Genomic DNA, 24,109 nt, shown 5'->3' with positions numbered 1-24,109 from the left:
ACGACGAACGAGCCGAAACACGGCCGAAACTTTTCGGCAACTTGTTTTTCGTGGCTTCGGAGTTCACGGCACGACAGCGGGTCGGGGACTAGAGCCCTCCTACCGTCCACCGCGCAGAAGCTACCGATCGCCGCAGATCACAGGGTTGCAGGGCGCTGCAACGGTGCGATGACGCTCACATGTGACTACCCTCACAAGAGCTCCCGCAGGGGACCTTGGCCGACCGGCTCAGCCCGGATTCGCCGGTGTGTTCTGCGGGTGACGTGACGGGGCCAACGAGCGAGATCGACGGACGAGAGAGAGCTATTCGAGATGACGACCAGTACATCCGGAGCACCGGAGACTGCGGCAGATTCCTACCCGCCCACGGCGGAGTTCGCCGCCCAGGCCAACGCAACCTCAGATCTCTACGCCGAGGCGGAGCAGGATCGACTGGCATTCTGGGCCAAGCAGGCGCGCCGACTCCACTGGCACACTCCGTTCACCGAGGTACTCGACTGGTCCGACGCACCCGTCGCCAAGTGGTTCGCGGACGGCAAGCTCAACGTCGCCTACAACTGCGTGGACCGCCACGTCCTGGACGGCTACGGCGACCAGGTCGCCATCGCATGGGAGGGCGAGCCCGGCGACAGCCGCGACGTCACCTACTCCGACCTGCTCGCCGAAGTGAGCCAGGCCGCCAACACCCTCACCGACCTCGGGCTCGTGCCCGGTGACCGCGTCGCGATCTACATGCCGATGATCCCCGAGGCCATCGTCTCCATCCTCGCGTGCGCACGCCTCGGGCTGACGCATTCGGTGGTCTTCGCCGGTTTCTCGGCCACGGCGCTGCGCTCACGCGTCGACGACGCCGAAGCCAAACTCGTCATCACCACCGACGGCCAGTGGCGCCGCGGCAAGGCCGCGCCCATCAAGGACACCGTCGACCAGGCCGTGGACGGGGCCGGTTCGATCGAACACGTGCTGGTGGTCAAGCGCACCGACTCCGAGGTCTCCTGGACCGAGGGCCGCGACCTGTGGTGGCACGACACCGTCGCGCAGGCATCGAAGGAGCACGAGGCGCAAGCGTTCGACGCCGAGCACCCCCTGTTCATCCTTTACACCTCAGGCACCACCGGTAAGCCCAAGGGCATCATTCACACCTCCGGCGGATACTTGACACAGACCTCCTACACCCACCACAACGTCTTCGACCACAAGCCCGGCAAGGATGTCTACTGGTGCACCGCCGACATCGGTTGGGTCACCGGGCATTCGTACATCGTGTACGGCCCGCTCTCCAACCGCGCCACCCAGGTCGTCTACGAGGGGACCCCCAATTCCCCTGACGAGCACCGTCATTGGAACATCGTCGAGAAGTACAAGGTCTCGATCTACTACACCTCCCCCACCCTGGTGCGCACGTTCATGAAGTGGGGCAGGGAGATTCCCGACGCACACGACCTGTCCTCGGTCCGTCTGCTCGGCAGCGTCGGCGAGCCGATCAACCCCGAGGCCTGGCGTTGGTTCCGTGATGTCGTCGGCGGCGGAACCGCCCCCATCGTCGACACATGGTGGCAGACCGAGACCGGTTCGATCATGATCTCCCCGCTCCCCGGCGTCACCGCCACCAAGCCGGGATCGGCCATGACCCCGCTGCCGGGTATCTCGGCCAAGATCGTCGACGACGAGGCGAGGCCGCTGGGCAATGGCGGCAACGGGTACCTCGTCCTGGACGAGCCGTGGCCGTCGATGCTGCGCGGCATCTGGGGCGACATGGACCGCTACCGCGACACCTACTGGTCCCGCTACGCCGAAGAGGGCTGGTACTTCGCCGGCGACGGCGCCAAGTACGACGAGGACGGCGCACTGTGGGTGCTCGGCCGCGTCGACGACGTCATGAACGTTTCCGGCCACCGCATCTCCACCTCCGAGGTCGAGTCCGCTCTGGTCACCCACCACGGTGTCGCCGAAGCGGCTGTCGTCGGCGCCGCGGACGACACCACCGGGCAGGGCATCGTGGCATTCGTGATCCTGCGCGCCGGTGTCGAGAACACCGGTGACGCGTTGATTGCCGAGCTCAAGGCTCAGGTGTCGACAGAGATCTCACCGATCGCGAAGCCGCGCGAGATCTCGATCGTGCCCGAGCTGCCGAAGACCCGCTCGGGCAAGATCATGCGACGGTTGCTGCGTGATGTTGCCGAGGGCCGCGAGCTCGGCGACGTCTCCACCCTCGTCGATCCCAAGGTGTTCGAGTCGATCAAGAAGGGCCGCTAGCGGCACGTGCTTGGAAATACGACAGTGACCCGAGGTCACTGTCGTATTTCCGCGCACAGGCGTCGAATCCGCCTCCCTGAAGCACTGCGACTCGGGTCGGCACTAGTCTTATTGCGAAGCCCGGACGAGAATCGATGAGCATCAGCAACTGGAGGGTCGAGAAGTTGAGCCAGACCAAACGTGGCAACGGTAAAGCTGACTACCCGGACGGAGTTCCTCACACGATCTCCTCCATCCCGTTGTCGGACGCGGACTACCGAGCTCCAGGCACCGGCAGCATCGGAAGCCTCGTCAAGGACGCGACAACCCAGGTTTCGACGCTGGTGCGCGCCGAGGTCGAGCTCGCCAAGGCCGAGGTCACCGGGGAGATCAAGAAGGGTCTGCAGGGCAGCCTCTTCTTCGCGCTCGCACTCGCTGTCCTCGCCTTCAGTGCGTTTTTCTTCTTCTTCTTCCTCGCCGAAACGCTGGACATCTGGTTGCCGCGCTGGGCGGCTTTCCTGATCGTCTTCGTGTTCATGGTGCTGGTGGCGGCCCTTCTCGGATTCCTCGGCTATCTGCGAGTGAAGAAGCTGCGCAAGCCGGAGAAGACGATCGATTCGCTCAAGCAGACGTCGAGTGTGCTGCCGAATCAGCACCAATCCGTTCCGGGAATTCCCGGTTACAAGCAGTAGACCCCTCCGCTTCGGGACCTCATGACTGCGCCGGATCCATCCACGGTCCGCTTCGCCGGGCCGTGGCAGCACCGCGACATCCATGCGAACGGAATCAGATTTCACGTCGTCGAGGCAGCCGCCGACGGTGCCGACCTCCCCGCCGACGCGCCGCTCGTCGTGCTGCTGCATGGCTTCGCTGATTTCTGGTGGTCGTGGCGTTATCAACTGACGACTTTGGCGGCGGCGGGCTGCCGCGCGGTGGCGGTGGATTTACGTGGCTACGGGGACTCCGACAAGCCACCACGCGGCTACGACGGTTGGACGCTCGCCGGCGACGTCGTCGGGCTGATTCGAGCGCTCGGTTACGGCCAGGCCACCCTCGTCGGGCATGCAGACGGCGGCTTGGTGTGCTGGGCGACGGCCGCGCTGCACCCCCGCATGGTGGGTTCGATCGCGCTCGTCAGTTCTCCGCACCCGATCGCGCTACGGCGCGCCGTCCTGCGGAACAAAGCACAGCGGCGCGCACTGCTGTCGCACTTGCTGAGCTATCAGGTTCCCCTCGTGCCCGAGCGCGGTCTCACCAAGAACAACGGTGACGAGGTGGAGCGGCTGCTGCGGTTGCGGACCGGCGCGTCCTGGCACGGCACCGCGGAGTTCGACGATGTCGCGACGCAGATGCGCTCGGCCATTCGTATCCCCGGCGCCGCGCACAGCGCACTCGAATATCAACGCTGGGCCTTCCGCAGCCAGTTTCGTTCCGACGGGCGACGCTTCATGCAGGCGATGGACACCGAGCTGAGCATCCCGGTGGTGCAGATTCGCGGCGAACAAGATCGGTACATACTCCCTCGCACTGTCGAGGCGGACGCGCACTGGGCACCGAGGCGGCGGCTGCACACCGTCCTCGGAGCCGGGCACTACGCGCATCAGGAAGCCCCGGACGAGGTCAGTGCCCAGATACTGAAGGCGCTTCGCGCATGTGAGTGAAAGTACATAGCCCACTATGTACTTTCACTCACATGCGGCGGAGCCGCCTTACAGGATGCAGGCGCCGGTTCCGACAGCCACCGGGCTGGAGATTCCGCGCTCGAGCTCGTCGGCGATCTCGGAGGCGGTGAGGACGAAGCCCGTGTCCGGGTCGTCGACGGCAGCGCCGAAGACCAGTCCGAGTACCTGCCCGTCCGCGGCAACCAGTGGCCCTCCCGAGTTGCCCTGCCGGACGGTGCCGCGGACGGTGTAGACCTCCCGCTGCACGGTGCCGGTCTGGTAGATGTCCGGGCCGCTGAGGTTGAGCGTCTCACGGACCCGCGCCGAGCTTGCGGTGTACGGTCCGCCGCCCGGGTAGCCCAGCACGATCGCGCCCTCGCCCGGTGCTGCCGGGTCAGCGCGGAAATTCAGTACCGGGGCCCGTAGTCCGGGGACTCGCAGCAACGCCACGTCCTCCTCCGAGTCGAAGAGCACGACCTCGGCGTCGAACACCGAGCCGACGGAGTCGACGGTGACGCCATCGGTCCCGGCGACGACGTGGGCATTGGTCATCACGAGTTCGGGGGCGACGACGAAACCGGATCCTTCGAGCGCCTTCTGACAGCTCGAGGCGACGCCGCTGATCTTGAGGACACTCTGCTGCAGCTGCCCGACAACAGAGCTGGCCTGCAGTACCGGGTCGGGTGGTGCGACATCGGCCACCGGGGTCTGCCCGAACGGCCCGATGACATCCGGCAGCCCGGATGTATCGAGCAACGCGGAGAATTCCTTGGGTATCTCGCGGAGCCACTGCGGTGCGACCTCGTCGACCTTGCTCAGCACCTGCGACCCGCGAACCGCGCCGGCCAACTCGGGCTGTGAGGACGATGTCAGCGGGATCGCGAGGAGCCACGCGGCCGCGAGCACCGCGACGCCCTGCAGCCCTGCGCCGATGACGCTGTCGACGGATCTGGCCCCCGGGGAGTGCATACTGCTGCGCAGCGCCCGCCCGAGCACCATCCCCGATACCTCGCCGATGATGACGAGCGCGATGATCACCGAGATGCCCACGATCACCCGCAGTCGCGTGCCGTCGACGTAGTCGAGGACGTGCGGCGCGATGAGAATTCCGGCGACCGCACCGAGTACCACACCCAGAAACGCCATCGCCGACGCCACCGCACCCTGCCGCCATCCGGACGAGGCCGCGAGGAGGGCGACACCGATGACGATGATGTCCACCCAGGTGGAGCCCGTCACCGGTCCAGTCCCGTCAGGAAGCCTGTCGAACGACTTCCTGATTGGTCCACTGCTGCCAAGCTGGCCTCCAGATCGCGCACATCACTCGTGTCCCATTCGGTTTCCCAGCCGGAAACCGCGAGCAGACCCGCCAGGATACCGCCGGTGAATCCCCACACCAGCATCCCGTCGACAGCGAAGGCGGGGCCCTGGTAGCCGCGGGGGTGGCGGACCTGGAAGCGGTTGTCGGGGTCGAGCAGTGTCCTGATCGGTACCCTCATCACCCGATCGGCCTCGGCCGCGTCGACGACGCCGACGGCACTGGGTTCACGCCAGTAGGCCAGGACGGGAACGACGTCGAACCTCGACGGTGGCACATAGATGCCCGGCAACGTCGCGAGCGGCTGCACGCCGCGAGGGTCGAGACCGGTTTCTTCCTGCGCTTCTCGCAGCGCTGTCGCTATGGGCGATTCGTCTCCGGGGTCGGTGGCGCCGCCGGGGAAGGCAATCTGACCGCTGTGTTGACGCAACGTCGACGCCCGCTGGGTCAGCAGGACGTCCGCATCCTCGGGTAGGCCACCGCGGGCGAGCTGATGGGGCTCCCGCGATCCACCGAACAGGACGAGGACAGATGCGTGGCGCGTGAGCTCACCGTCGGCGGCGGTCCGCTGCAGCACCGGGTTGGTGCCGTTGGGATCGATCAGTCCCTGCTCACCGCCCACCGAGTCCACGACCTGCCGCAGCCACACCGGAGGGGTCACAGCGCAATTCCCAGGTTGGTTCGGACAGCATCGTCGATGTCGTCGACACTGCGGAACGGTTGAGGCAGCACGGAAACGACAGTGCCATCCGCGTCGATCAGAATCGACACCGGGAGGACACTGGGCGCGCCGACGGCCAATGCCGTACGCCCGGTACCGTCCTGCACGCCGGGCAGACGAATACCGTAATCGGCGAGTTTCGCCAGCCCGTTGGCCTCGTTTCGGTCCTGATGCACGGTGAGCACGGTCAGGCGCCCATCCATCTGCGCGGCGTAATCCTGCAGGTAGGGCAGTTCCTCGGCGCACGGAGCGCACCAGTACGCCCACAGGTTGATCAAAGCCGGGCGCCCAGCGAGGGCCTGCCCCAGATCCACCGAACTGCCGTCACCGATGCACTCGAGCACGAGTCCAGCCAGCGGACCGTCGTTCGCCGCAGCGCTGGTCGGTGTCGGGCACGCAGACAGATCCGCGCGTTCACGCAGCGGCGCGAGAGCCTCGGAGGTGTCGGCAGCGCGCCGTTCCTCCACTATCGGGGCGCCTCGGCCCATCTCCGGGGAGGCTGTCCCGGGATCTTCCCCGCGTGGCCAGATCGCGAAGATCAGCGCGACGACGACGAGCAGAGCCGCCAGCGACCACCGAGCCGCGGAACCGGTCACGAGTCCACTCCTGCCAGTTGCAGGAGGTGGTCGGTTTCGGGTCCCTTCACCAGGGCCGCCGCGGCAGCCTTGTCGGTGGGGCCGAGCCCGTACGACGGGCAGTCCTTGGCGAGGATGCATACGCCGCAGGCCGGTTTGCGGGCGTGGCACACGCGTCGGCCATGAAAGATCACCCGATGCGAGAGCAGGGTCCATTCCTTGCGTTCGATGAGCGCCCCGACCGCGTGTTCGACCTTGACGGGGTCTTCCTCGTCCGTCCATTGCCAGCGCCGCACGAGCCGGCCGAAATGCGTGTCGACGGTGATGCCGGGGACATCGAAGGCGTTGCCGAGGACGACGTTGGCGGTCTTTCGGCCGATTCCCGGCAGGGTGACGAGATCCTTCAGATTCGCTGGTACTTCGCCGCCGAACTTCTCGAGCAACGCCGAACCGAGTCCGATGAGCGAGTTGGTCTTGTTGCGGTAGAAGCCCGTAGTGCGGATGTACTCCTCGAGCTCGGTGCGGTCGGCTTCGGCGTAGTCGCGGGCAGTGCGATATCTCACGAACAGAGCTGGCGTAACCATGTTGACGCGTTTGTCGGTGCACTGCGCAGACAGGATCGTCGCGACGGCGAGTTCGAGCGGCGTCGTGAAGTCGAGTTCGCAGTAGACATGCGGAAATGCCCGCGCGAGCTCACGATTCATGCGTCGGGCTCGGCGGACGAGCCCCAGTTTCGTCTCTTCGCGTTTGCGCACCTCGCGCGCAGGAGGGACGGTCGATTTCACCCCACAACTGTACGGACAAGAATCTGCAACGAATTGGCGCTGTGTTCTTATCGAGACCTTTCCGGTGTTTACTGCTCGGTATGCAAGGACTCGCCGTGGTGCTCTTTCCAGTACTGCTGATGCTGTTCTCCCTCGCCATGGAGCGAGTGGAGTTCCGCCTCAGCAAGCTCGGGGTCCGCGAACAAGAGGTTCAGGAGTTCCTCGACAAGGCCAGCACGTCCGAGGTCGCGACACTCGCCAACGAAGGTTTCCCGCACGCTCTCGATCGTTTCAACAACCGCAAGCGTGGCGTAGCCACCATCGACGAGATGGCTGATCAGCGCGCGAGTTGACCGTTTTCGAGCCGACCGCAGGCATTGCGTTCGATATGTTCCTGCGCGCCCGTGGCGTCGATCACTCGGATTCGACCTTCGCGACGTAGACTTCACCGAGATATTGGTCATGTTTGAATACACGCGTGTTCCACGAGTCGAGAGTCTCGAGGTTCGCGTTGCGAGAAACGCCTTTCGTCGGCGCAGGTGACTGCGGCGGCGACATCCCCCTAAAGGAGCGCAAGTGGACGACGTCCTGGCACGGGCCGGCATCTTCCAAGGAGTCGAACCCTCTGCGGTTGCAGCACTGACCAAGCAGTTGCAGCCAGTGGACTTTCCCCGAGGCCATGTGGTCTTCAACGAGGGCGAGCCAGGTGATCGGCTCTACATCATCGTCTCCGGCAAGATCAAACTCGGACGCCGCTCTCCGGACGGTCGCGAGAACCTGCTGACCATCATGGGTCCGTCGGACATGTTCGGTGAACTGTCGATCTTCGATCCCGGGCCCCGTACGTCCACCGCCACCACGGTGACCGAGGTCCGCGCGGTCAGCATGGACCGCGACGCCCTCAAGGCCTGGATCGATCAGCGCCCTGAGATCGCAGAGCAGCTGCTTCGTGTCCTCGCGCGTCGGCTTCGTCGTACCAACAACAATCTCGCCGACCTCATCTTCACCGACGTTCCCGGTCGTGTCGCCAAGGCGCTGTTGCAGCTTGCTCAGCGCTTCGGCACCCAGGAAGCCGGGTCACTGCGCGTCACGCACGATCTCACGCAGGAAGAGATCGCCCAGTTGGTGGGTGCTTCACGCGAGACGGTCAACAAGGCCCTCGCCGATTTCGCGCACCGTGGCTGGCTCCGGCTCGAAGGCAAGAGCGTGCTCATCTCCGACTCCGAGCGACTCGCCCGCCGAGCGCGCTAGTTCTGACGGAGGTAGGCCAGCTGCGTCTTGACGGACATGCGTGCAGCGGGCCACAGCTTCTTGTCCACATCCGCGTAGACGTGCTTGACCACCTGCATGGGCTTCGCGTCCTCGCCCAGCTCGTCGAGTGCTGCTTTAACCTGCGCCAGGCGTTCGAGCCTGTGCGATCGGTAGAAGCGCACCACCTCGGCGGTATCGGGCACCTCCGCGCCGTGCCCCGGTAGCACCATCTTCCCGGCCCCGGCTTCTTCCAGGCGGTCCAGCGACGTCAGATAGTCGCCGAGGGAGCCGTCCTGGGGATCGAGCACCGTCGTACCGCGTCCGAGAATCGTGTCACCGGTGAGGACGGCGTCGTCGAGTACGAAGCTCAGTGAATCGGCGGTGTGCCCCGGCGTCGAAAGTACCGTGATGGACACTCCCGCCGCGTCGATCACCTCGCCGTCGACGAGCGGATCGGTGTCGCCGTGCAGGAACTCCCCGGAGTGCGCGCGGATCGGCGCGCCGGTCTTGCGATGAAACCGTTTCAGCCCGGCGGTGTGGTCGCGGTGCCGGTGGGTGACCAGCACCAGTGCAACGTTGCCCGTCGCGGCCACCGCGTCCAGGTGGCCGGATTCCTTGGGACCGGGATCGACGACGACGCAGTCCTCACTGCCCGGCGCCCGCAGCACCCACGTGTTGGTTCCGTCCAGGGTCATCCTGCCCGGGTTGTCGGCCAGTAGCACTGCCGCAGTGTCCGTTACCTGCCGGAGCCGACCGTAGGCCGGGTGCGCGAGAGTCATGATCGCTCCAGAGTCATAGTCGTACCCTAGGGACATGAGGGTCGGTTTGGTAGGCGCGGGGCCGTGGGCGCGTGCCACGCAGGCACCGTCGCTGCAGGCTCATCCGGATATCGAGTTCGCCGGGGTGTGGGCACGCCGACCCGATGCCGCCGCGAGCATGGGGGCGCCGGTGTTCGAAAGTTATGACGCGATGCTGGAAGAGGTCGAGGCCGTCGCCTTCGCCGTTCCGCCCGAGGTGCAGGCGGGGATGGCCGTCACAGCTGCCGATGCGGGCAAGCACGTGCTGCTCGACAAGCCGATCGCTGCGACCCTCGAGGACGCCTCCCACCTTGCCGACGCAGTCGCGAGGGCAGATGTGCGCTCGATGGTGACGCTGACGCTGCGGTTCGCACCGCAAACGCGTGCTTTCTTGGACCGGGCCCGTGCTGGCGATTGGAGCGCAGGCTCGGGCACCTGGCTGTCCGGTTCGGTGCTGGGTGGGGAGTATTCGAATTCGCCGTGGCGACACCGCGAGGGCGCACTGTTCGATATCGGCCCGCACATGTTCGACCTACTCGATCTCACCCTGGGGCCGATCGTCGACGTCGCACTCTGTCATCGAGGTGAGTCCGCCGATGCGTGGACGGTGGTGCTGAAACACTCGAACGGCGCGATGAGTACCTCGCACCTGTCCCTCGCGACACCAGTGCGACCATCCCTGTTCAGGGTCGAACTCAGCGGCACGGCCGGGGTGCTCTCGTTGACCGACCGTCCCGCATCGTCCACGGAATGTTTCCGCGTGCTGCTCGACGAGTTTCTCGCCTCGGTCGCCGCTGGTGTCGATCACCCGTGTTCCGTCCAGCGGGGTCTGCACCTGCAAGAGGTACTGCACGCGTGTCGTCTACACCTCGACGATGAGCTCGATCTCGACTGCCGCGCCCAGCGGTAGTTCGGCCACGCCCACGGCCGAGCGTGCGTGCTTGCCTGCATCACCGAAGATGTCGCCGAGAACGTTCGACGCCCCGTTGATCACCGCGGGCTGACCGGTGAAGCCGGGAGCGGACGCCACGAAGCCGACCACCTTGACCACACGTTTGATCGCGTCGACCCCGACGAGAGAGTCGATTGCAGCCAGCGCGTTGAGCGCACAGATACGTGCCGCGTCGGCCGCGTCCTCGGCCGTGACATCGGCACCGACTTTTCCTGAGTGCGTCAGCTTGCCCGCCACCATCGGTAGCTGACCGGCCGTGTACACCAGCGAACCCGTCTGCACTGCGGGAACATATGCGGCCAACGGCGGGACTACGGCAGGCAGTTCGATGCCGAGCTCGGTGAGTCGCTCGCTCCAGCTGGTCACGGCGCTCAGGACTTGGGGCGCTTGAAGTAGGCCACCAACGAGTCGCCGCCGTTGGGTCCCGACATGATGGTCACCAGCTCCCAGCCCTCGGAACCGTAGTTGTCGAGTATCTGCTTGGTGGCATGAATCAGGACCGGTGCGGAGAAGTACTCCCAGATGACTTTTTCGCTCATGAACCGTGAGCCTAGTCGGGCGGCAGTTTCACTGTGAGAGGGTCGGGGCTGTGAGCCGTCTCGACATCATCGATGCCGCATTCCACTACGCATCGAAAGACCTTTCCCGAGACCAGTACGTTCTGTTGGCGTTCGGCTGGCCCGGGGATGCGCCGGCCTCGTTCGAGGAGATCGCGGAGTTCGTCTGCTCCCGCGCCGCTCGCGTTCCGGAACTCCTCACCCGGCTGCAGGAGGTGCCCGGCAACCTCGACTACCCACGGTGGGTTCACGACGATCGAATTCACGACGGTGCATCGCTGCGTTCTCGGGTGGTCGACTTGCCCTCGCAGACGTGGGAAGACGTTCCCCGGGCGGTCGAGGGCCTGGTGCAGATCCCCGTCGATGCCGCCGAAGCACCCTGGCGCGTTCATGTTGCGTGCGATGTCGAGGGAGTTCCCCATGCCGACGGGAAAGCTGCCGTTGTGGTGTTTCAGGTCAGCCATGCGTTGACCGACGGCCGTGGTGCCTCGCGTCTGGCGCGGTTGCTGTTCACACCGACGCTCCCCAGCGGACCCACCACCGGGTCTGTTGCCGCCGCGCCCGGAACGCAGCTTCCGCACGCGGTGTCCTCGCTTCTCGAGTTGCCGTACCGCCTCCTCGCCGCGCGGGTGGGGGCCGCGCGAGCGCGCCGCGCATTCGTTCGCGCCCACGGTGTCGAGCCGACGAGCCGCGACGCGGCCAGGCCCGCCGTCCGGGGCAACGCCGCACCGATGCGCAGCCGCGTGGTCCACATGATCGCCTGTCCGCCAGGTGCATTCCGGCGCGCGAGCTTCTCGGTCACCACATGCGCACTCACCGCGGTATCCCTGGCGACGGATCGATACCTCGCCGACGCCGGTGACACGACCCCGGACTCGCTCAATGCACTGGTTCCGATGGCGCTTCCCGAGGAAGTTCGGTGGCCGGCCGTCAACCGGATCGTCAACGGCAGCGTCGATCTGCACGTCGAGATCGACGATCTCACCGAGCGAGCCGGGGCGATCCGCGCGTCACTGTCCGCTGCCCGCACCGCAGTGGTAGATCCGCTGCTGACGAGGTGGATCAGAGCCGAGAACAAGATTCCCGCGCCGATCTTCCTCGCGTTCCGCAGGCGCGGAGCCAAGCACGCAAGACCCAGCCACGACCTGCCCGAGGCGGTACTGACCAATGTCACCGTCGTCAGCGTCGATCGTGGCGACGCAGGGATCGAACTGTGCGGTGCTCGGCCGATAATGACGGCCGGTTTTCCGATGCTCGGGCCCGCCAGGTCTCTCTCGCACGGCTTCTACGGGATCGGGAACACGGTGACGGCATGCGTCACCGCCTGCCCTGAGACCTTCCCCGACCACGCGCGCTATGTGGAGTTTCTCGAAAAAGCAGTGGCAGACGTCCTGGAGGCAACCACGGTGCCGAACTGAATGCATGTTCCTGGCAAGCCGGTGACTGATTCGTCTATATGGTCGTGATGTGGGTACACCAAGGATTCATGGCTGGCCGGACAAGGCCGAAGCGGCGAGACTGCATTTCGTCTCCGGAAAAGGTGGGACAGGCAAGTCGACGGTTGCCGCCGCGCTGGCACTGGCGCTGGCCTCCGACGGCCGGCGCGTCCTGCTCGTGGAGGTCGAGGGAAGACAGGGCATCGCCCAACTCTTCGACGTACCGCCGCTCCCGCCGGTCGAGACTCGTGTGGCCTCCGCTGAAGGTGGCGGCGAGGTCTTCGCGTTGGCCATCGATATCGAGACCGCCTTTCTCGAGTATCTCGACATGTTCTACAACCTCGGCTTCGCCGGTCGAGCGATGCGCAAGATCGGGGCCATCGAGTTCGCGACGACCATCGCGCCGGGGCTTCGCGACGTGCTGTTGACCGGAAAGGTCAAAGAATGCGTCGTCCGCACCGACCAGCTCGGATCGCGGGTCTACGACGAAGTCGTCGTCGACTCTCCGCCGACGGGACGCATCGGAAACTTCCTCGACGTCACCAAGGCGATGGCAGATCTCGCCAAGGGGGGGCCGGTGCGTTCGCAGAGCGAAGGCGTCGTGCGTTTGCTGCACTCGGCGGACACCGTCGTGCACCTCGTCACGTTGCTCGAGGCGTTGCCCGTTCAGGAAACCGCCGACGCTGCGCGTGAACTCGAGGCAGCTGACCTGCGATTGGGCACCGTCATCGTCAACCGGACCGAGCCGACGTACCTCACACCGGAGGAACTCCAAGAGGCCGCCCAAGGTTCGCTCGACGCTCAGGCCATTCGGAGTGGACTGGACAAGTCCGGGATAACACTCTCGGACAACGACTTCGCGGGATTGTTGACCGAGACCATCGAGCACGCCTCGACACTCGCCGCGCAGGTGGACAGCGGGGCCCAACTCGACGAACTCGACACCGCGCGTCTGTACCTGCCGATGCTCGCCGACGGCGTAGACCTCGGCGGACTCTACGAGCTCGCAGCCGAACTGAAGGAACAGGGTGTGAAATGACGCGTACTGCAGCTCCCGTACTCGACATCGAGAAAATTCTGCTCGACGAGTCCTCTCGCATCGTGGTCGTGTGTGGCGCCGGCGGCGTCGGAAAGACGACGACGGCTGCGTCGATGGCGCTGCGCGCCGCTGAAAGCGGCCGCAAGGTTGTCGTTCTCACCATCGACCCTGCGCGTCGACTCGCTCAGGCGCTGGGGGTGGACGAGCTCGACAATTCGCCTCAGCCGGTGAAACTTCCCGAGGGCACAACGGGCGAGCTGCACGCGATGATGCTCAACATGCGTCGAACGTTCGACGAGATGGTCATCGAGCACTCGACGCCGGAGAAGGCCGAGCAGGTGTTGGCCAATCCGTTCTATCAAACTGTGGCCTCGTCGTTCTCGGGCACGCAGGAGTACATGGCGATGGAGAAGCTCGGACAGCTCGCCGCGGATTCGACCTGGGATCTGATCGTCGTCGACACCCCGCCCTCGCGCAATGCGCTGGACTTCCTCGACGCCCCGCAGCGGCTCGGATCGTTCCTCGACGGCCGATTCATTCGACTACTGATGGCACCCGGTCGCGGGCTCACCAGGCTGGTGACAAGCGCGATGGGCCTGGCCCTGCGTGGAGTCTCGACGGTCATCGGCAGCCAGATGCTCTCCGACGCGTCGGCGTTCGTGCAGTCGCTGGACTCGATGTTCGGCGGCTTCCGGGAACGCGCGACCCACACCTACCAGCTTCTGCGCCAGAGCGGGACCAGCTTCCTCGTCGTCGCGGCACCCGAACCGGATGCGCTGCGTGAGGCCGCGTTCTTCGTCGACAGACTCAGCTCCGAGGGCATGCCGCTGGCGGGCCTGGTTCTGAACCGGACGCACCCCACCCTGGCGGACCTGCCTGCCGACCACGCAGTCACGGCCGCCGATCTGCTCGACGAAACCGATACCTCCGGCGCCGCACTCACCGCCGCCGTACTGCGCATTCACGCGGCCCGCGCGGTCACAGCCGCACGCGAGCTTCGTATGCTCCGCCGGTTCACCTCTGCCCATCCGAGGGTTCCGATCGTCGGAGTTCCCTCGCTACCGTTCGAGGTGTCGGATCTGCATGCCCTGCGTGCGGTGGCCGACCAGTTGACCCGGTCGGCCTGACGCCCGCCTCGCTGGGCCCAGCTGCGCTGGGAAAGGGTCACATAGCGGTCTGCTGCTGGCGCTGCGACTCGAAGAACTCCGACCAGGAGTCGACCTCCGGGTGCTGCTTGAGCAACGCCCGCCGCTGACGCTCGGTCATTCCACCCCACACCCCGAACTCGACGCGGTTGTCGAGCGCGTCGGCTCCGCACTGCATCAAAACTGGACAGTGTCGACAAATGGTTGCAGCTTTGCGCTGCGCTGCCCCCCGAACGAAAAGCTGGTCCGGGTCCGTGCCCTTGCACCGAGCCTGTGTCACCCACGCAATGCGTGCTTCTGCTTCTTCCACATCTAGCCGCGTAGGTGCTGCCGTTGTGTGCATTGCGGATCCCCTTTGCAATTCGAACGTTCTCGCTGAACGTTCCACAAGCTCAAAAACCCTGTTCTCCACTGCTTGAAGCACATGGATCTAGGAGCTGCCCCACATTCATATACAAGTGTTATGTGAATCACACCGTGTCCATAATTTAGGGAAATTGAGCGTCGAACGCAAGACGAGATGAGCAAATTTCTGGTACGACCGTCTCGACCTGCGGTTCGACGCCGAAGACCGACTCCGCTCAGATGAGCGGGACCCCTCGCGAGAATCAGCACGGCAGTCCTCGAGCCGACTGAACGACCCGATTCGTGGGAGACCCGCAGGGGCCCACGTACGCTGTCCTACGTGTCAGTTGGAAAAACCGTGGCGAAGCTCGCCGGATGTTCCGCACTTGCGGGTGCGCTGTTGGCCGGAGTGATGTTTCCGTTGGCAGGCGGGTTCGGCTACGCCTCCAACCGCGCGGCGGACACCGTCGACAATGTGTCGGCCGAACTCGTCGAGGGCACGGTGCCTGCCGTGTCCACGATGGTCGACTCGGCGGGCAATCCCATCGCCTGGTTGTACGAGCAACGCCGATTCGAAGTCCCGAGCGATCAGATCTCCAATCAGATGAAACTGGCGATCGTCTCCATCGAGGACCGGCGATTCGCCGAGCACCAGGGCGTCGACTGGCAGGGCACGCTGCGCGCCTTCCTCACCAACACCACGAGCGGTCAGGTCGAGCAAGGTGCGTCCACCCTCGACCAGCAGTACGTCAAGAATTACCAGCTACTCGTCGTCGCCAAGACCGACGCCGAGCGACGTGCCGCCATCGAGACGACTCCCGCTCGCAAGATCCGCGAGATCCGGATGGCGCTGACGCTGGACAAGGAACTGACCAAGGACGAGATCCTCACCCGGTACCTGAACCTCGTACCGTTCGGCAACGCCTCGTTCGGCATCCAGGACGCCGCACAGACCTACTTCGGCATCGACGCCAGCGACCTCGACGCAAAGCAGTCGGCGATGCTCGCGGGCATGGTGCAGTCGAGCTCGGCGCTCAACCCGTACACCAACGAGCAGGGCGTCACCGAACGACGCAACGTCGTGCTGGACACGATGATCGAGAACATTCCGGAACGAGCCGACGAGTTCAGGCAGGCCAAGACCGAGCCGCTCGGCGTGCTCCCTGTTCCTCAGACACTCCCCCGCGGCTGCATCGCCGCAGGGGACCGCGGCTTCTTCTGCGACTACGCACTGCAGTACCTGGCCGACGCCGGCATCAGCAGGGAACAGATCGACAAGGGCGGCTACCTGATCCGCACCACCCTCGACCCGGCGGTCCAGGATTCGACCAAGGCCGCGCTCGTGGGGAATTCCAGCCCCACCCTCAACGGCGTCGCGACCGTCATGAACGTCATCGCTCCGGGCCAGGACTCGCACCGGATTCTCGCCATGGGCAGCAGCCGTACGTACGGCCTCGACGCCGACACCAACGAGACGGTGCAGCCGCAGCCCTACACACTCGTCGGCCACGGTGCCGGCTCGATCTTCAAGGTCTTCACCACGGCTGCAGCGATGGAGCGCGGCCTCGGTACCAGCGCGACGCTGCAGGTGCCGCGTCGCGCCGAGGTGAAGGGTCTCGGTGACGGTGGCGCACCGGGGTGCCCTGCCAACACCTACTGCGTCGAGAATGCCGGCAACTACCCGGCGTCGCTGTCCATCACCGATGCCCTCGCCCAATCCCCGAACACGGCATTCGTCAAGCTCATCGAGTCGGTCGGGGTCAGCCCTGTGGTCGACATGTCCGTACGGCTGGGCTTGCGGTCCTACGCCAACCCCGGCACCTCGGGCTTCGACGATCAGTCCATGGCGGACTTCCAGAAGTCGCAGAACCTCGGTTCCTACACCCTCGGGCCGACATGGGTGAACCCGCTGGAGCTGTCGAACGTGGCTGCGACGCTGGCCTCGAGCGGCAAGTGGTGCCCACCCACCCCCATCGATTCGGTCTACGACCGCGAAGGCCAGCCCGTGCCCCTCACGCAGCAGCCCTGCGAGCAGGTCGTCGAGCCCGGCCTGGCCAACACCCTCATGAACGCAATGAGCAAGGACGATCAAGCGGGCGGCACCTCGGCGTCGGCTGCCGGTTCGGTCGGCTGGACACTGCCGATGGGCGGCAAGACCGGTACCACCGAGTCGCACATGTCCTCCGGCTTCCTCGGCTTCACCAATCGCTATGCCGCCGCGGTGTACACCTACGGCGACTCACCGACGCCCGGTGAGATCTGCTCGTTCCCACTACGACCGTGCGGCTCGGGCAACCTCTTCGGCGGTAACGAGCCCGCTCGTACCTGGTTCCAGGCCATTGACCCCGTCGCGAACAACTTCGGTTCGGTCGAGTTGCCGCCGGTGGATCAGAAGTACGTCCGTGGTTCGGCCAACGGGCAGGTCCCCGACGTCACCGGTCAGACCCAGAGCTCGGCAACTTCGACGCTGCAGGGTGCAGGCTTCCAGGTGACAGCCGTGATGACGGCCAGTTCGTCCTCACGGGGAACCGTCACAGGGATCTCGCCCTCCGGCTCGGCGATCCCTGGATCCACCATCACGATCTACGTCAGCGACGGATCGGTGCGGGAGGCTCCTCCCGCACCGGCCAACCCGGCACGGCCCGACATCGAGCTCCCGGAGCTGCCGCCGATTCAGATACCGGCGATTCCCGGGCTGACCGTGCCCCGGTAGGCAGCTTCGCCGCATGTGCGCGGAAATACATGGAGGGTCAGGAGCGCAGCCTGCGGAGTGACCCAGGTGCACAGTGTATTTCCGCGCACATGCGCGTCAGCGCCTACAGGCGGTCCTTGACCGCCTTGGACACACGAGAGCCGTCGGCCTTGCCCGCGGCCAACGCCGAGGCGGCCTTCATGACCAGCCCCATCTGCTTCATTCCCGGGCGCTCACCGAGCTCCTCGGCCACCTGAGCGATGGCGGTGTCCGCGACGTCGGCGAGCTCGGCGTCCGTCAGCGGCGTCGGGAGATACTCGTCGATGATCCGGGCTTCCGCGTGCTCGGTGGCCGCGAGCTCACCGCGTCCGTTCTGCGTGTAGATCTCGGCCGATTCACCGCGTTTCTTCGACTCCTTGGCGAGCACCTTCAGCACCTGCTCGTCGGTGAGTTCGTGCGCCTCCTTGCCGGATACCTCCTCGGTCTGGATCGCGGCGAGAAGCATGCGCAATGTGGCCAAACGCAGCTTGTCCTTGGCCTTCATCGCCGCGGTGAGGTCGGATCGGAGCCTGGTCTTCAATTCGGGCTTGAGTTCTGACATGTGACAGAACGCTACGCGGGCGCGGCCCGAGACCGCACGTCGATTCCCCACCCTGCCGTATCGTGGTGAGCGTGTTCGTCAAAAACAACGCTTCGGCACTTCTCGCGGCCGCCGGCAAGGCTCGCGCTGGGGCAGCCGATTCACCGATGAAGAGCGCCGCCCTCGCCACGGCCGGCGCCGCCGCACTGGGCGTCGGATATGCCACCCTCATCGAGCGCAATGCCTTCACGCTGCGCGAGACGTCGATGGCCGTCCTCGATCCCGACTCGTCGCCGCTGCGCGTCCTGCACATCAGCGACCTGCACATGATGCCCAGCCAGCGCCTGAAGCAGAATTGGCTCCGCGAGCTGGACCGCCTGGAACCGGACCTGGTGGTCAACACCGGCGACAATCTGTCCCACATGCGTTCGGTACCTGCCGTCGTTCAGGCGCTCGGGCCGCTGCTGTCCCGGCCGGGCCTGTTCGTCTTCGGCAGCAACGACTACTTCGCCCCGAAGCCGAAGAACCCGCTGAAGTACTTCAACAAGGACCACAAGCGTGTCTTCGGCGAGTCCCTACCGTGGCGGGACCTGCGCGCCGCGTTCACCGAGCGCGGTTGGCACGACGTGACGCACGTGCGCCGCGAGCTCGAGGTTGCGGGTGTGCGCATCGCCTCCGCCGGCGTCGACGATCCGCATCTGAAGCGCGACCGCTACGACACCATCGCCGGTCAACCCAATCCGTTGGCAGACCTGCGGCTGGGTATCACCCACTCACCGGAGCCGCGGGTTCTCGACAAGTTCGCCGACGACGGATACGACCTCGTGCTGGCCGGTCACACCCACGGTGGACAGCTGTGCCTGCCGTTCTACGGCGCGTTGGTGACCAACTGCCAGATCGACCGCTCACGTGTGAAGGGACCGTCGAAGTGGGGCGCCCACACACAGCTCCACGTCTCGGCCGGCGTCGGCACATCGCCCTACGCGCCCGCGCGTTTCTGCTGCCGACCCGAGGCGACGCTGTTGACACTCACCGCTGCACCACGCAAGGGTCCCCGAGAAGGGTCGGACGAGACCGTTTCGCGTTCCGAGGCAGTCGTGAGCTAGACTGCTCCAGGCGGTACACGGGGTGTGGCGCAGCTTGGTAGCGCGCTTCGTTCGGGACGAAGAGGTCGTGGGTTCGAATCCCGCCACCCCGACAGCAAGATCGAAACAAAGACTCGCCTGACTCTTCGGGCGGGTCTTTTTTCGTTCATCTTCGACCGTCGCCGAGCATTCGGTGACGCAGGCTGTCGTAAATCGGCGGCGACCCTGCCAGGTGTGCGACGAGGACGGCTGCCGCGGTAGCGGCGAGCATGGGGACTGTCACCGAAGTGACTGCGGTCATTTCGACGACTATCACGATCCCGGTAATCGGCGCTCGCACAACCGCACCGAAGAGCGCGGCCATTCCGACGACGACCATCGCAGGCAACGATGGCGTGTTCATGTCCGGCAGGGCAGCGTCGCCGACCCCCGCGACGAGGGCACCCCACAGGGCGCCGAGCGCAAGCAGCGGCGCGAACAGCCCTCCGGGAGTGGCCGAGGCGTAGGACAGAGGCCCGGTGATCAAACGGATGACGAGAAACCCGGCGACGACGGGCACAACCGGATTGCCGCCCCCGATCAGCGACTGCACCACCGCGTCTCCGCCGCCGGCGTAACCCTGATCCAACGTCATCAGGGCCCCTACGAGCGCGCCGATGAGCACCGCGCGGACCGTGGGAGAAACGTTGTCGAACCTCTCCGCGACGTCGACCGCGCCGAGAATCATCTTGCTGTACAGAACGCCGAGGACTCCTGCCGTCAGCCCGAACACGACGAAGTACGGCAGTAGCGCAATCGACGGCGCGTCGACGCCCCCTGCAAAGAAATCGGGCCTGTCTCCGTTGATCATTCGCGAACAACCGACTCCGACTGCTACCGCGATAAGGGTGGGCAGCACGGTCCGCGCACGAAAGGACTTCGTTACCTCCTCGAAGACGAACACCGCTCCCCCGATGGGGGCGTTGAACGCCACGGCGAGCCCGGCACCCGCAACCGAGGACTGCATCGATGCGGAGTCGGCGCTGCTGAGCCGCGCTCGCCTACCTGCTTCGGCCCCGATGGCAGCTCCCATGTGCACTGTCGGCCCCTCGCGACCCAGCACCAGGCCCGAACCGATCGAGAGCAGTCCGCCGATGAACTTCGCCGGGAGCACACTGCGCGGCGGCGCCTGCGACTCTCCCCTGGCGACAGCCTCCACGTGTTGAATTCCGCTCCCTGCCGCCAGCGGCGTCCATCTGACGATCAAGGCCGCCAATCCCGCTCCACCAGCGGTGACCGCAACGGGAATCAACAGCGCGGGGGCCGGGGCCGAATGCACCCACTCGAGGAGTTCGAGCCTGCGCTCGTCCGCTTGCCGAAGACACCATCGAAATGCCCCACCGACAAAGCCGATGACCACTCCACAGACCACTGCCACCCAGCACAGCCGCCACATGCCGAGTGCGTCCGGACTGTCCTCGGCCTGGTGCCGTGCCGCATGGTTCATCTCGCTCCTGGACGCCGACGAAGCCAATACCGTCGGCATCCACTATCTCAGGTGTTGCGTGCTTTCAACCCGCTGACGCAGCCCTCGATCCGACTCATGCGCGCGGCAAGCTCCAGATCGGGCCGGCTTCGAGATCGGCGATGATGGCCGCTGGATCGTCGTAGACGGCCACGGCGCCGGCCTCGCGTAATTCGGCCTCGGAGATTCCGCCGGACCGCACACCGATGCAGCGCACGCCGACGCGTCGCGACGCCTCGACGTCCCAGACGCTGTCGCCGATCATGACCGCGTCCTCGGCGCCCACTGCTGCACGCTCGAGTGCGACACCGATGATCTCGGGACTCGGCTTGGCGACCTCCGCATCCTCGGACGAGGTCACCACCGACACGATTTCCTCGACATCGAGCAGGTCCCGGAGGGTGGCGAGCTCGTCCTCGGGCGCTGAGGTCGCCAGCACCACGGTCAAGCCCAGATCCTCGATGCGCTGCAACAACTCCCGTGATCCAGGAAGTATCTGCAGGCGCTTGCTCGCCTCGGCGTAATAGGAGCTGTGCAGCTCCTTCGCTTCCAGCGCGGCCGCACTGTCGGAGGATCCGACGAGTTCCTCGAGCAGTTTGCCGCCGTCCATTCCGATGCAACGATGAATACGCCACGACGGCACCGTGATGCCTGCGTCGGCGAATGCGCGCGACCAGGTATCGACGTGAACGTAGTTCGAGTCGACCAACGTGCCGTCGATGTCGAACAGGACTGCACCTGAACCGGAAGTCATTACGGTCGCTTACCCCGCCAAGCGGAGGGGAAACGTCGAAAAGGGCCCCTCGCGAACGAGGGGCCCTTTCCAAGAACGTTTCGACTCAGTCGACCTGCGCCTGCCACATCCAGTGCAGCTGTTCGAGCCGCGCGGTGATGGAGATCAGCAGATCCTGGGTGACCGGGTCTGCCGCCTCGGTGTCGGCAATTCGACTCCGGAGACGGTCGATCACGGCCGCCAGGTTGTCGACGACCGCGGCGATCACCTGATCGTCCTTGGTCCAGCCTTCGCCGAACCCTTTGGTGCCGGCAGTGGTGGAAACCGTAGCCGAACGACCATCTGGGCTGACACCGATCGCGGTTGCCCGCTCCGCCGCGCTGTCGGTGAATTCACGTGCCGCTGTGACTAATTCGTCGAGCGCGAGGTGAACCGATCGGAAGTTCCTTCCGATGACGTTCCAATGCGCTTGCTTGGCGATCAGGGACAGGTCGATGAGGTCGACGACGGTGCCCTGCAGGGCATCTCCGGCTATCTTCTGCTGGCCGGCGTCGAGTGTGCTGGTGATGGGATTGGTCATTGATTCCTCCTCGTAAGGGGTTACTACTTTAGACTTGTTCGGCTTCGTCTCCGGGTGTGGTCGGCGACTGGCTTGTCGTGGGTGCGACATTGCCTTGCCCTGCCCGGACGCCTTCCTCGACCTTCTTGCCGAGATCGGCGTCGACGTTCTTCCAGTAGTCGAACACTCGCGCCAGGACTTGCTCGGTCACTCCGTTGAGCGCGTGCCCGACGATGTTGCCCACGAGGCGTTCGCGTTGGCCGTCGTCCATGACCTCACGGTAGAGCGTCCCGGGCTGGACGAAGTCGCCGTCCTCGGGGTGTTCGACATAACCGGTGCGGACGAAGCGCGGCTCGAAGTCCCACGACCCGTCGTTGCCGTACTTCGCGGTGTCCGCGTGCGGGCCACCGTACGAGTTGGGTGCGTACACCGGCGTCTGCGGGGAGTTGAACGAGTAGCGCATCGCCCCGTCCTTGGAGTACGAGTTCACCGGCGACTTCGGCGCGTTGACCGGCAGCTGCGCGTAGTTCGCACCGATGCGGTAGCGGTGCGCGTCAGCGTAGGAGAAGATGCGGCCGAGCAGCATCTTGTCCGGGCTGACGCCGATTCCGGGAACCAGGTTGGACGGCTCGAACGAGCTCTGCTCGATCTGCGCGTGGAAGTTCTCCGGGTTGCGATTGAGCGTCATTTTGCCGACCTCGATCAGCGGGTAGTCCTTCTGCGACCAGACCTTGGTGAGGTCGAACGGGTTGAACTTGTAGCCCTCCGCGTCCTCGTACGGCATGATCTGCACCTTCAGCGTCCAGCTGGGGAAGTTACCTTCCTTGATGGAGCCGAACAGATCCTGTCGATGATGATCGGGCGAGGTGCCGGCGAGCTCGTCAGCCTTCTCCTGCGTCAGGAAGTCGATACCCTGATCGGTCTTGAAGTGGAACTTGACCCAGTTCTTCTCACCGGCTTCATTGATGAACTGGTAAGTGTGCGAGCCGAATCCGTCCATGTGGCGGTACGACTTCGGGATGCCGCGGTCACCCATCAGCCAGGTGACCTGGTGCGCGGTCTCGGGAGAGAGCGTCCAGAAGTCCCACTGCATGTTGTGGTCGCGCAGGCCGGAATCGGGCATGCGCTTCTGGCTGCGGATGAAGTCCTGGAACTTGATCGGATCCTTGACGAAGAAGACCGGGGTGTTGTTTCCGACGAGGTCCCAGTTGCCTTCCTCGGTGTAGAACTTGAGCGAGAAACCGCGCGGGTCGCGCCAGGTATCCGGGCTGCCCTGCTCACCGGCGACGGTGGAGAAACGCGCGAGCATCTCGGTCTTCGCGCCGGGCTGTAGCGCCTTGGCCTTGGTGTATTTGCTGATGTCTCCGGTGATTTCGAGTTCACCGAATGCGCCCGCACCCTTGGCGTGCACGACGCGCTCCGGGACACGCTCACGGTTGAACTGCGCCATCTTCTCGATGAGGTAGTGGTCGTGGAGCAGGATCGGGCCCTGCGTGCCAGCGGTCAACGACTGGTCGTCGCTGGGGACGGGGATACCCGAGTTACTCGTGGTTGCCGGAGTGGTCTTCGGCTGGGTGGTCGGCTCGGTCATGAGCAAAGCCTCCTAAAATCACTTCACTGGAGCCTGTCGAGGGGCTGGCTCGAGAGGCAGAATTCATTGACGCTTGTGCGTCGGTGTCGTGCTACTCGGTGGATATAACCGAAACGGAGCTTGCCGAATCCTGTCCGGACGCACACTCGGCACAGACGCCCCAGAACACCACCTCGGCCTCGTCGACGACGAAACCCTGCGAATCCGACGGATCCAGACATGGCGCGGCACCGAGAACGCAATCGACGTCGACCACCCTGTGGCACTGACGGCACACCAGGTGGTGGTGATTGTCGCCGGTTCGGCTTTCGTACAGCGCCGGTGAGCCTGCCGGCTCGATCCGACGCAGAAGTCCGGCATTCACGCAGGCGCGCAGCACGTCGTACACCGCTTGCATCGACACCGAACCGACCTCGGATCGCACCGAGGCAGCCACGTCGTCGGCGTCGGAGTGCGGTCGGGCTGCAACCGCGTTCAACACCGCTACACGAGGACCCGTGACGCGCAACCCGACGGAGCGCAGCAGCGCAACCGGGTCCGCAGTCACATCGTCCAAGGGCATGTTCCCC

25 protein-coding genes and 1 tRNA gene are annotated in these 24,109 nt (G+C 65.2%); 12 read left to right on the top strand and 14 right to left on the bottom strand.

Going from position 1 to position 24,109, the window contains the following annotated elements:
* The first annotated feature begins 312 nt into the window (after positions 1–312).
* The 3 genes from acs (at position 313) to J1M86_RS05170 (ending at position 3,896) form a co-directional block, all read left to right on the top strand.
* Complete coding sequence (acs, locus tag J1M86_RS05180; RefSeq protein WP_206509039.1) at positions 313–2,256, top strand: acetate--CoA ligase; 1,944 nt, start codon at positions 313–315, stop codon at positions 2,254–2,256.
* Positions 2,257–2,390: 134 nt separating this feature from the next.
* The gene (locus J1M86_RS05175; protein WP_139318027.1) at positions 2,391–2,927 is read left to right on the top strand and encodes a phage holin family protein; all 537 of its coding nucleotides are present in this window, start codon (positions 2,391–2,393) and stop codon (positions 2,925–2,927) included.
* Positions 2,928–2,948: 21 nt separating this feature from the next.
* Positions 2,949–3,896 carry an alpha/beta fold hydrolase gene (locus J1M86_RS05170; RefSeq protein ID WP_206509038.1) on the top strand — a complete coding sequence of 316 codons (948 nt, stop codon included), beginning with the start codon at positions 2,949–2,951 and terminating at the stop codon, positions 3,894–3,896.
* Between the two features lie 48 nt (positions 3,897–3,944).
* Here the strand turns inward: J1M86_RS05170 and J1M86_RS05165 are convergent, their stop codons facing one another.
* From J1M86_RS05165 to nth, 4 genes are read right to left on the bottom strand one after another with little or no spacing between them, the layout of a single operon-like run.
* Positions 3,945–5,135, bottom strand: a complete 1,191-nt coding sequence (locus J1M86_RS05165; RefSeq protein WP_075838458.1) for a MarP family serine protease — start codon at positions 5,133–5,135, stop codon at positions 3,945–3,947.
* Positions 5,132–5,857, bottom strand: a complete 726-nt coding sequence (locus J1M86_RS05160) for a CoA pyrophosphatase (RefSeq protein ID WP_075838508.1) — start codon at positions 5,855–5,857, stop codon at positions 5,132–5,134. Before J1M86_RS05160 ends, J1M86_RS05165 begins: the two co-directional genes overlap by 4 nt.
* 14 nt (positions 5,858–5,871) lie before the next feature.
* Positions 5,872–6,531, bottom strand: coding sequence for a TlpA disulfide reductase family protein (locus tag J1M86_RS05155; protein WP_206509037.1), 660 nt, complete (start codon positions 6,529–6,531; stop codon positions 5,872–5,874).
* Entirely contained in the window at positions 6,528–7,214 is a 687-nt protein-coding gene (gene nth / locus J1M86_RS05150) for an endonuclease III (RefSeq protein ID WP_241259664.1), read from the bottom strand. The genes J1M86_RS05155 and nth overlap by 4 nt, the downstream gene beginning before the upstream one ends.
* 161 nt (positions 7,215–7,375) lie before the next feature.
* On the opposite strand from nth, the gene J1M86_RS05145 reads away from it, so the two are divergent.
* The gene (locus J1M86_RS05145) at positions 7,376–7,627 is read left to right on the top strand and encodes a hypothetical protein (protein WP_075838459.1); all 252 of its coding nucleotides are present in this window, start codon (positions 7,376–7,378) and stop codon (positions 7,625–7,627) included.
* 223 nt (positions 7,628–7,850) lie between these two features.
* Positions 7,851–8,525, top strand: coding sequence for a Crp/Fnr family transcriptional regulator (locus J1M86_RS05140; RefSeq protein ID WP_019662947.1), 675 nt, complete (start codon positions 7,851–7,853; stop codon positions 8,523–8,525).
* Here the strand turns inward: J1M86_RS05140 and J1M86_RS05135 are convergent.
* Positions 8,522–9,304 (bottom strand): MBL fold metallo-hydrolase, encoded by a 783-nt coding sequence (locus J1M86_RS05135; protein WP_206509035.1) that lies wholly within the window; start codon positions 9,302–9,304, stop codon positions 8,522–8,524. The two genes, J1M86_RS05140 and J1M86_RS05135, sit on opposite strands and share 4 nt — an antisense overlap.
* Positions 9,305–9,338: 34 nt before the next feature.
* On the opposite strand from J1M86_RS05135, the gene J1M86_RS05130 reads away from it, so the two are divergent.
* Positions 9,339–10,232: a Gfo/Idh/MocA family protein gene (locus tag J1M86_RS05130; protein ID WP_206509034.1), complete on the top strand. Its 894-nt coding sequence runs from the start codon at positions 9,339–9,341 to the stop codon at positions 10,230–10,232.
* Here J1M86_RS05130 and J1M86_RS05125 read toward each other — a convergent pair.
* Positions 10,185–10,649 carry a RidA family protein gene (locus tag J1M86_RS05125; RefSeq protein WP_206509157.1) on the bottom strand — a complete coding sequence of 155 codons (465 nt, stop codon included), beginning with the start codon at positions 10,647–10,649 and terminating at the stop codon, positions 10,185–10,187. The two genes, J1M86_RS05130 and J1M86_RS05125, sit on opposite strands and share 48 nt — an antisense overlap.
* The gene (locus J1M86_RS05120) at positions 10,646–10,813 is read right to left on the bottom strand and encodes a DUF4177 domain-containing protein (RefSeq protein ID WP_075838463.1); all 168 of its coding nucleotides are present in this window, start codon (positions 10,811–10,813) and stop codon (positions 10,646–10,648) included. The genes J1M86_RS05125 and J1M86_RS05120 overlap by 4 nt, the downstream gene beginning before the upstream one ends.
* A 50-nt stretch (positions 10,814–10,863) precedes the next feature.
* Here J1M86_RS05120 and J1M86_RS05115 point away from each other — a divergent pair, with 50 nt between their 5' ends.
* The 3 genes from J1M86_RS05115 to J1M86_RS05105 are packed head-to-tail and all read left to right on the top strand — an operon-like array spanning position 10,864 to position 14,433.
* A complete protein-coding gene (locus J1M86_RS05115) occupies positions 10,864–12,249 on the top strand; it encodes a wax ester/triacylglycerol synthase domain-containing protein (RefSeq protein ID WP_206509033.1) in 1,386 nt (461 codons plus the stop codon).
* A gap of 49 nt (positions 12,250–12,298) precedes the next feature.
* Positions 12,299–13,306: an ArsA-related P-loop ATPase gene (locus J1M86_RS05110; RefSeq protein WP_206509032.1), complete on the top strand. Its 1,008-nt coding sequence runs from the start codon at positions 12,299–12,301 to the stop codon at positions 13,304–13,306.
* Complete coding sequence (locus J1M86_RS05105; protein WP_206509031.1) at positions 13,303–14,433, top strand: ArsA family ATPase; 1,131 nt, start codon at positions 13,303–13,305, stop codon at positions 14,431–14,433. The genes J1M86_RS05110 and J1M86_RS05105 overlap by 4 nt, the downstream gene beginning before the upstream one ends.
* Positions 14,434–14,470: 37 nt before the next feature.
* On the opposite strand, the gene J1M86_RS05100 is transcribed toward J1M86_RS05105, so the two are convergent.
* The gene (locus J1M86_RS05100) at positions 14,471–14,794 is read right to left on the bottom strand and encodes a WhiB family transcriptional regulator (protein ID WP_075838464.1); all 324 of its coding nucleotides are present in this window, start codon (positions 14,792–14,794) and stop codon (positions 14,471–14,473) included.
* A gap of 360 nt (positions 14,795–15,154) precedes the next feature.
* On the opposite strand from J1M86_RS05100, the gene J1M86_RS05095 reads away from it, so the two are divergent.
* The gene (locus tag J1M86_RS05095; RefSeq protein ID WP_075838465.1) at positions 15,155–17,509 is read left to right on the top strand and encodes a transglycosylase domain-containing protein; all 2,355 of its coding nucleotides are present in this window, start codon (positions 15,155–15,157) and stop codon (positions 17,507–17,509) included.
* Positions 17,510–17,612: 103 nt separating this feature from the next.
* Here the strand turns inward: J1M86_RS05095 and J1M86_RS05090 are convergent, their stop codons facing one another.
* A complete protein-coding gene (locus tag J1M86_RS05090; RefSeq protein ID WP_075838466.1) occupies positions 17,613–18,089 on the bottom strand; it encodes a GatB/YqeY domain-containing protein in 477 nt (158 codons plus the stop codon).
* Positions 18,090–18,235: 146 nt separating this feature from the next.
* Here J1M86_RS05090 and J1M86_RS05085 point away from each other — a divergent pair, with 146 nt between their 5' ends.
* Both J1M86_RS05085 and J1M86_RS05080 read left to right on the top strand, forming a co-directional pair.
* Positions 18,236–19,174 (top strand): metallophosphoesterase, encoded by a 939-nt coding sequence (locus J1M86_RS05085; RefSeq protein ID WP_206509156.1) that lies wholly within the window; start codon positions 18,236–18,238, stop codon positions 19,172–19,174.
* An 18-nt stretch (positions 19,175–19,192) separates the two neighbouring features.
* A tRNA-Pro gene (locus tag J1M86_RS05080) sits at positions 19,193–19,266 on the top strand.
* Positions 19,267–19,319: 53 nt separating this feature from the next.
* On the opposite strand, the gene J1M86_RS05075 is transcribed toward J1M86_RS05080, so the two are convergent.
* The 5 genes from J1M86_RS05075 to J1M86_RS05055 form a co-directional block, all read right to left on the bottom strand.
* Complete coding sequence (locus J1M86_RS05075) at positions 19,320–20,639, bottom strand: ClC family H(+)/Cl(-) exchange transporter (RefSeq protein WP_206509030.1); 1,320 nt, start codon at positions 20,637–20,639, stop codon at positions 19,320–19,322.
* 94 nt (positions 20,640–20,733) lie between these two features.
* Positions 20,734–21,411: an HAD family hydrolase gene (locus J1M86_RS05070; protein WP_206509029.1), complete on the bottom strand. Its 678-nt coding sequence runs from the start codon at positions 21,409–21,411 to the stop codon at positions 20,734–20,736.
* Between the two features lie 85 nt (positions 21,412–21,496).
* Positions 21,497–21,970 (bottom strand): Dps family protein, encoded by a 474-nt coding sequence (locus J1M86_RS05065; protein ID WP_075838468.1) that lies wholly within the window; start codon positions 21,968–21,970, stop codon positions 21,497–21,499.
* A 28-nt stretch (positions 21,971–21,998) separates the two neighbouring features.
* Entirely contained in the window at positions 21,999–23,540 is a 1,542-nt protein-coding gene (locus tag J1M86_RS05060; RefSeq protein WP_075838511.1) for a catalase, read from the bottom strand.
* Between the two features lie 91 nt (positions 23,541–23,631).
* A complete protein-coding gene (locus J1M86_RS05055) occupies positions 23,632–24,102 on the bottom strand; it encodes a Fur family transcriptional regulator (protein WP_075838469.1) in 471 nt (156 codons plus the stop codon).
* Positions 24,103–24,109: the final 7 nt, after the last annotated feature.

It is taken from the genome of Rhodococcus sp. KRD197, assembly GCF_017168235.1.
Lineage (GTDB): Bacteria > Actinomycetota > Actinomycetes > Mycobacteriales > Mycobacteriaceae > Rhodococcoides.
The sequence above is the reverse complement of the archived record's forward strand: the minus strand, read 5'-3'. Positions and strand labels throughout refer to the sequence as shown.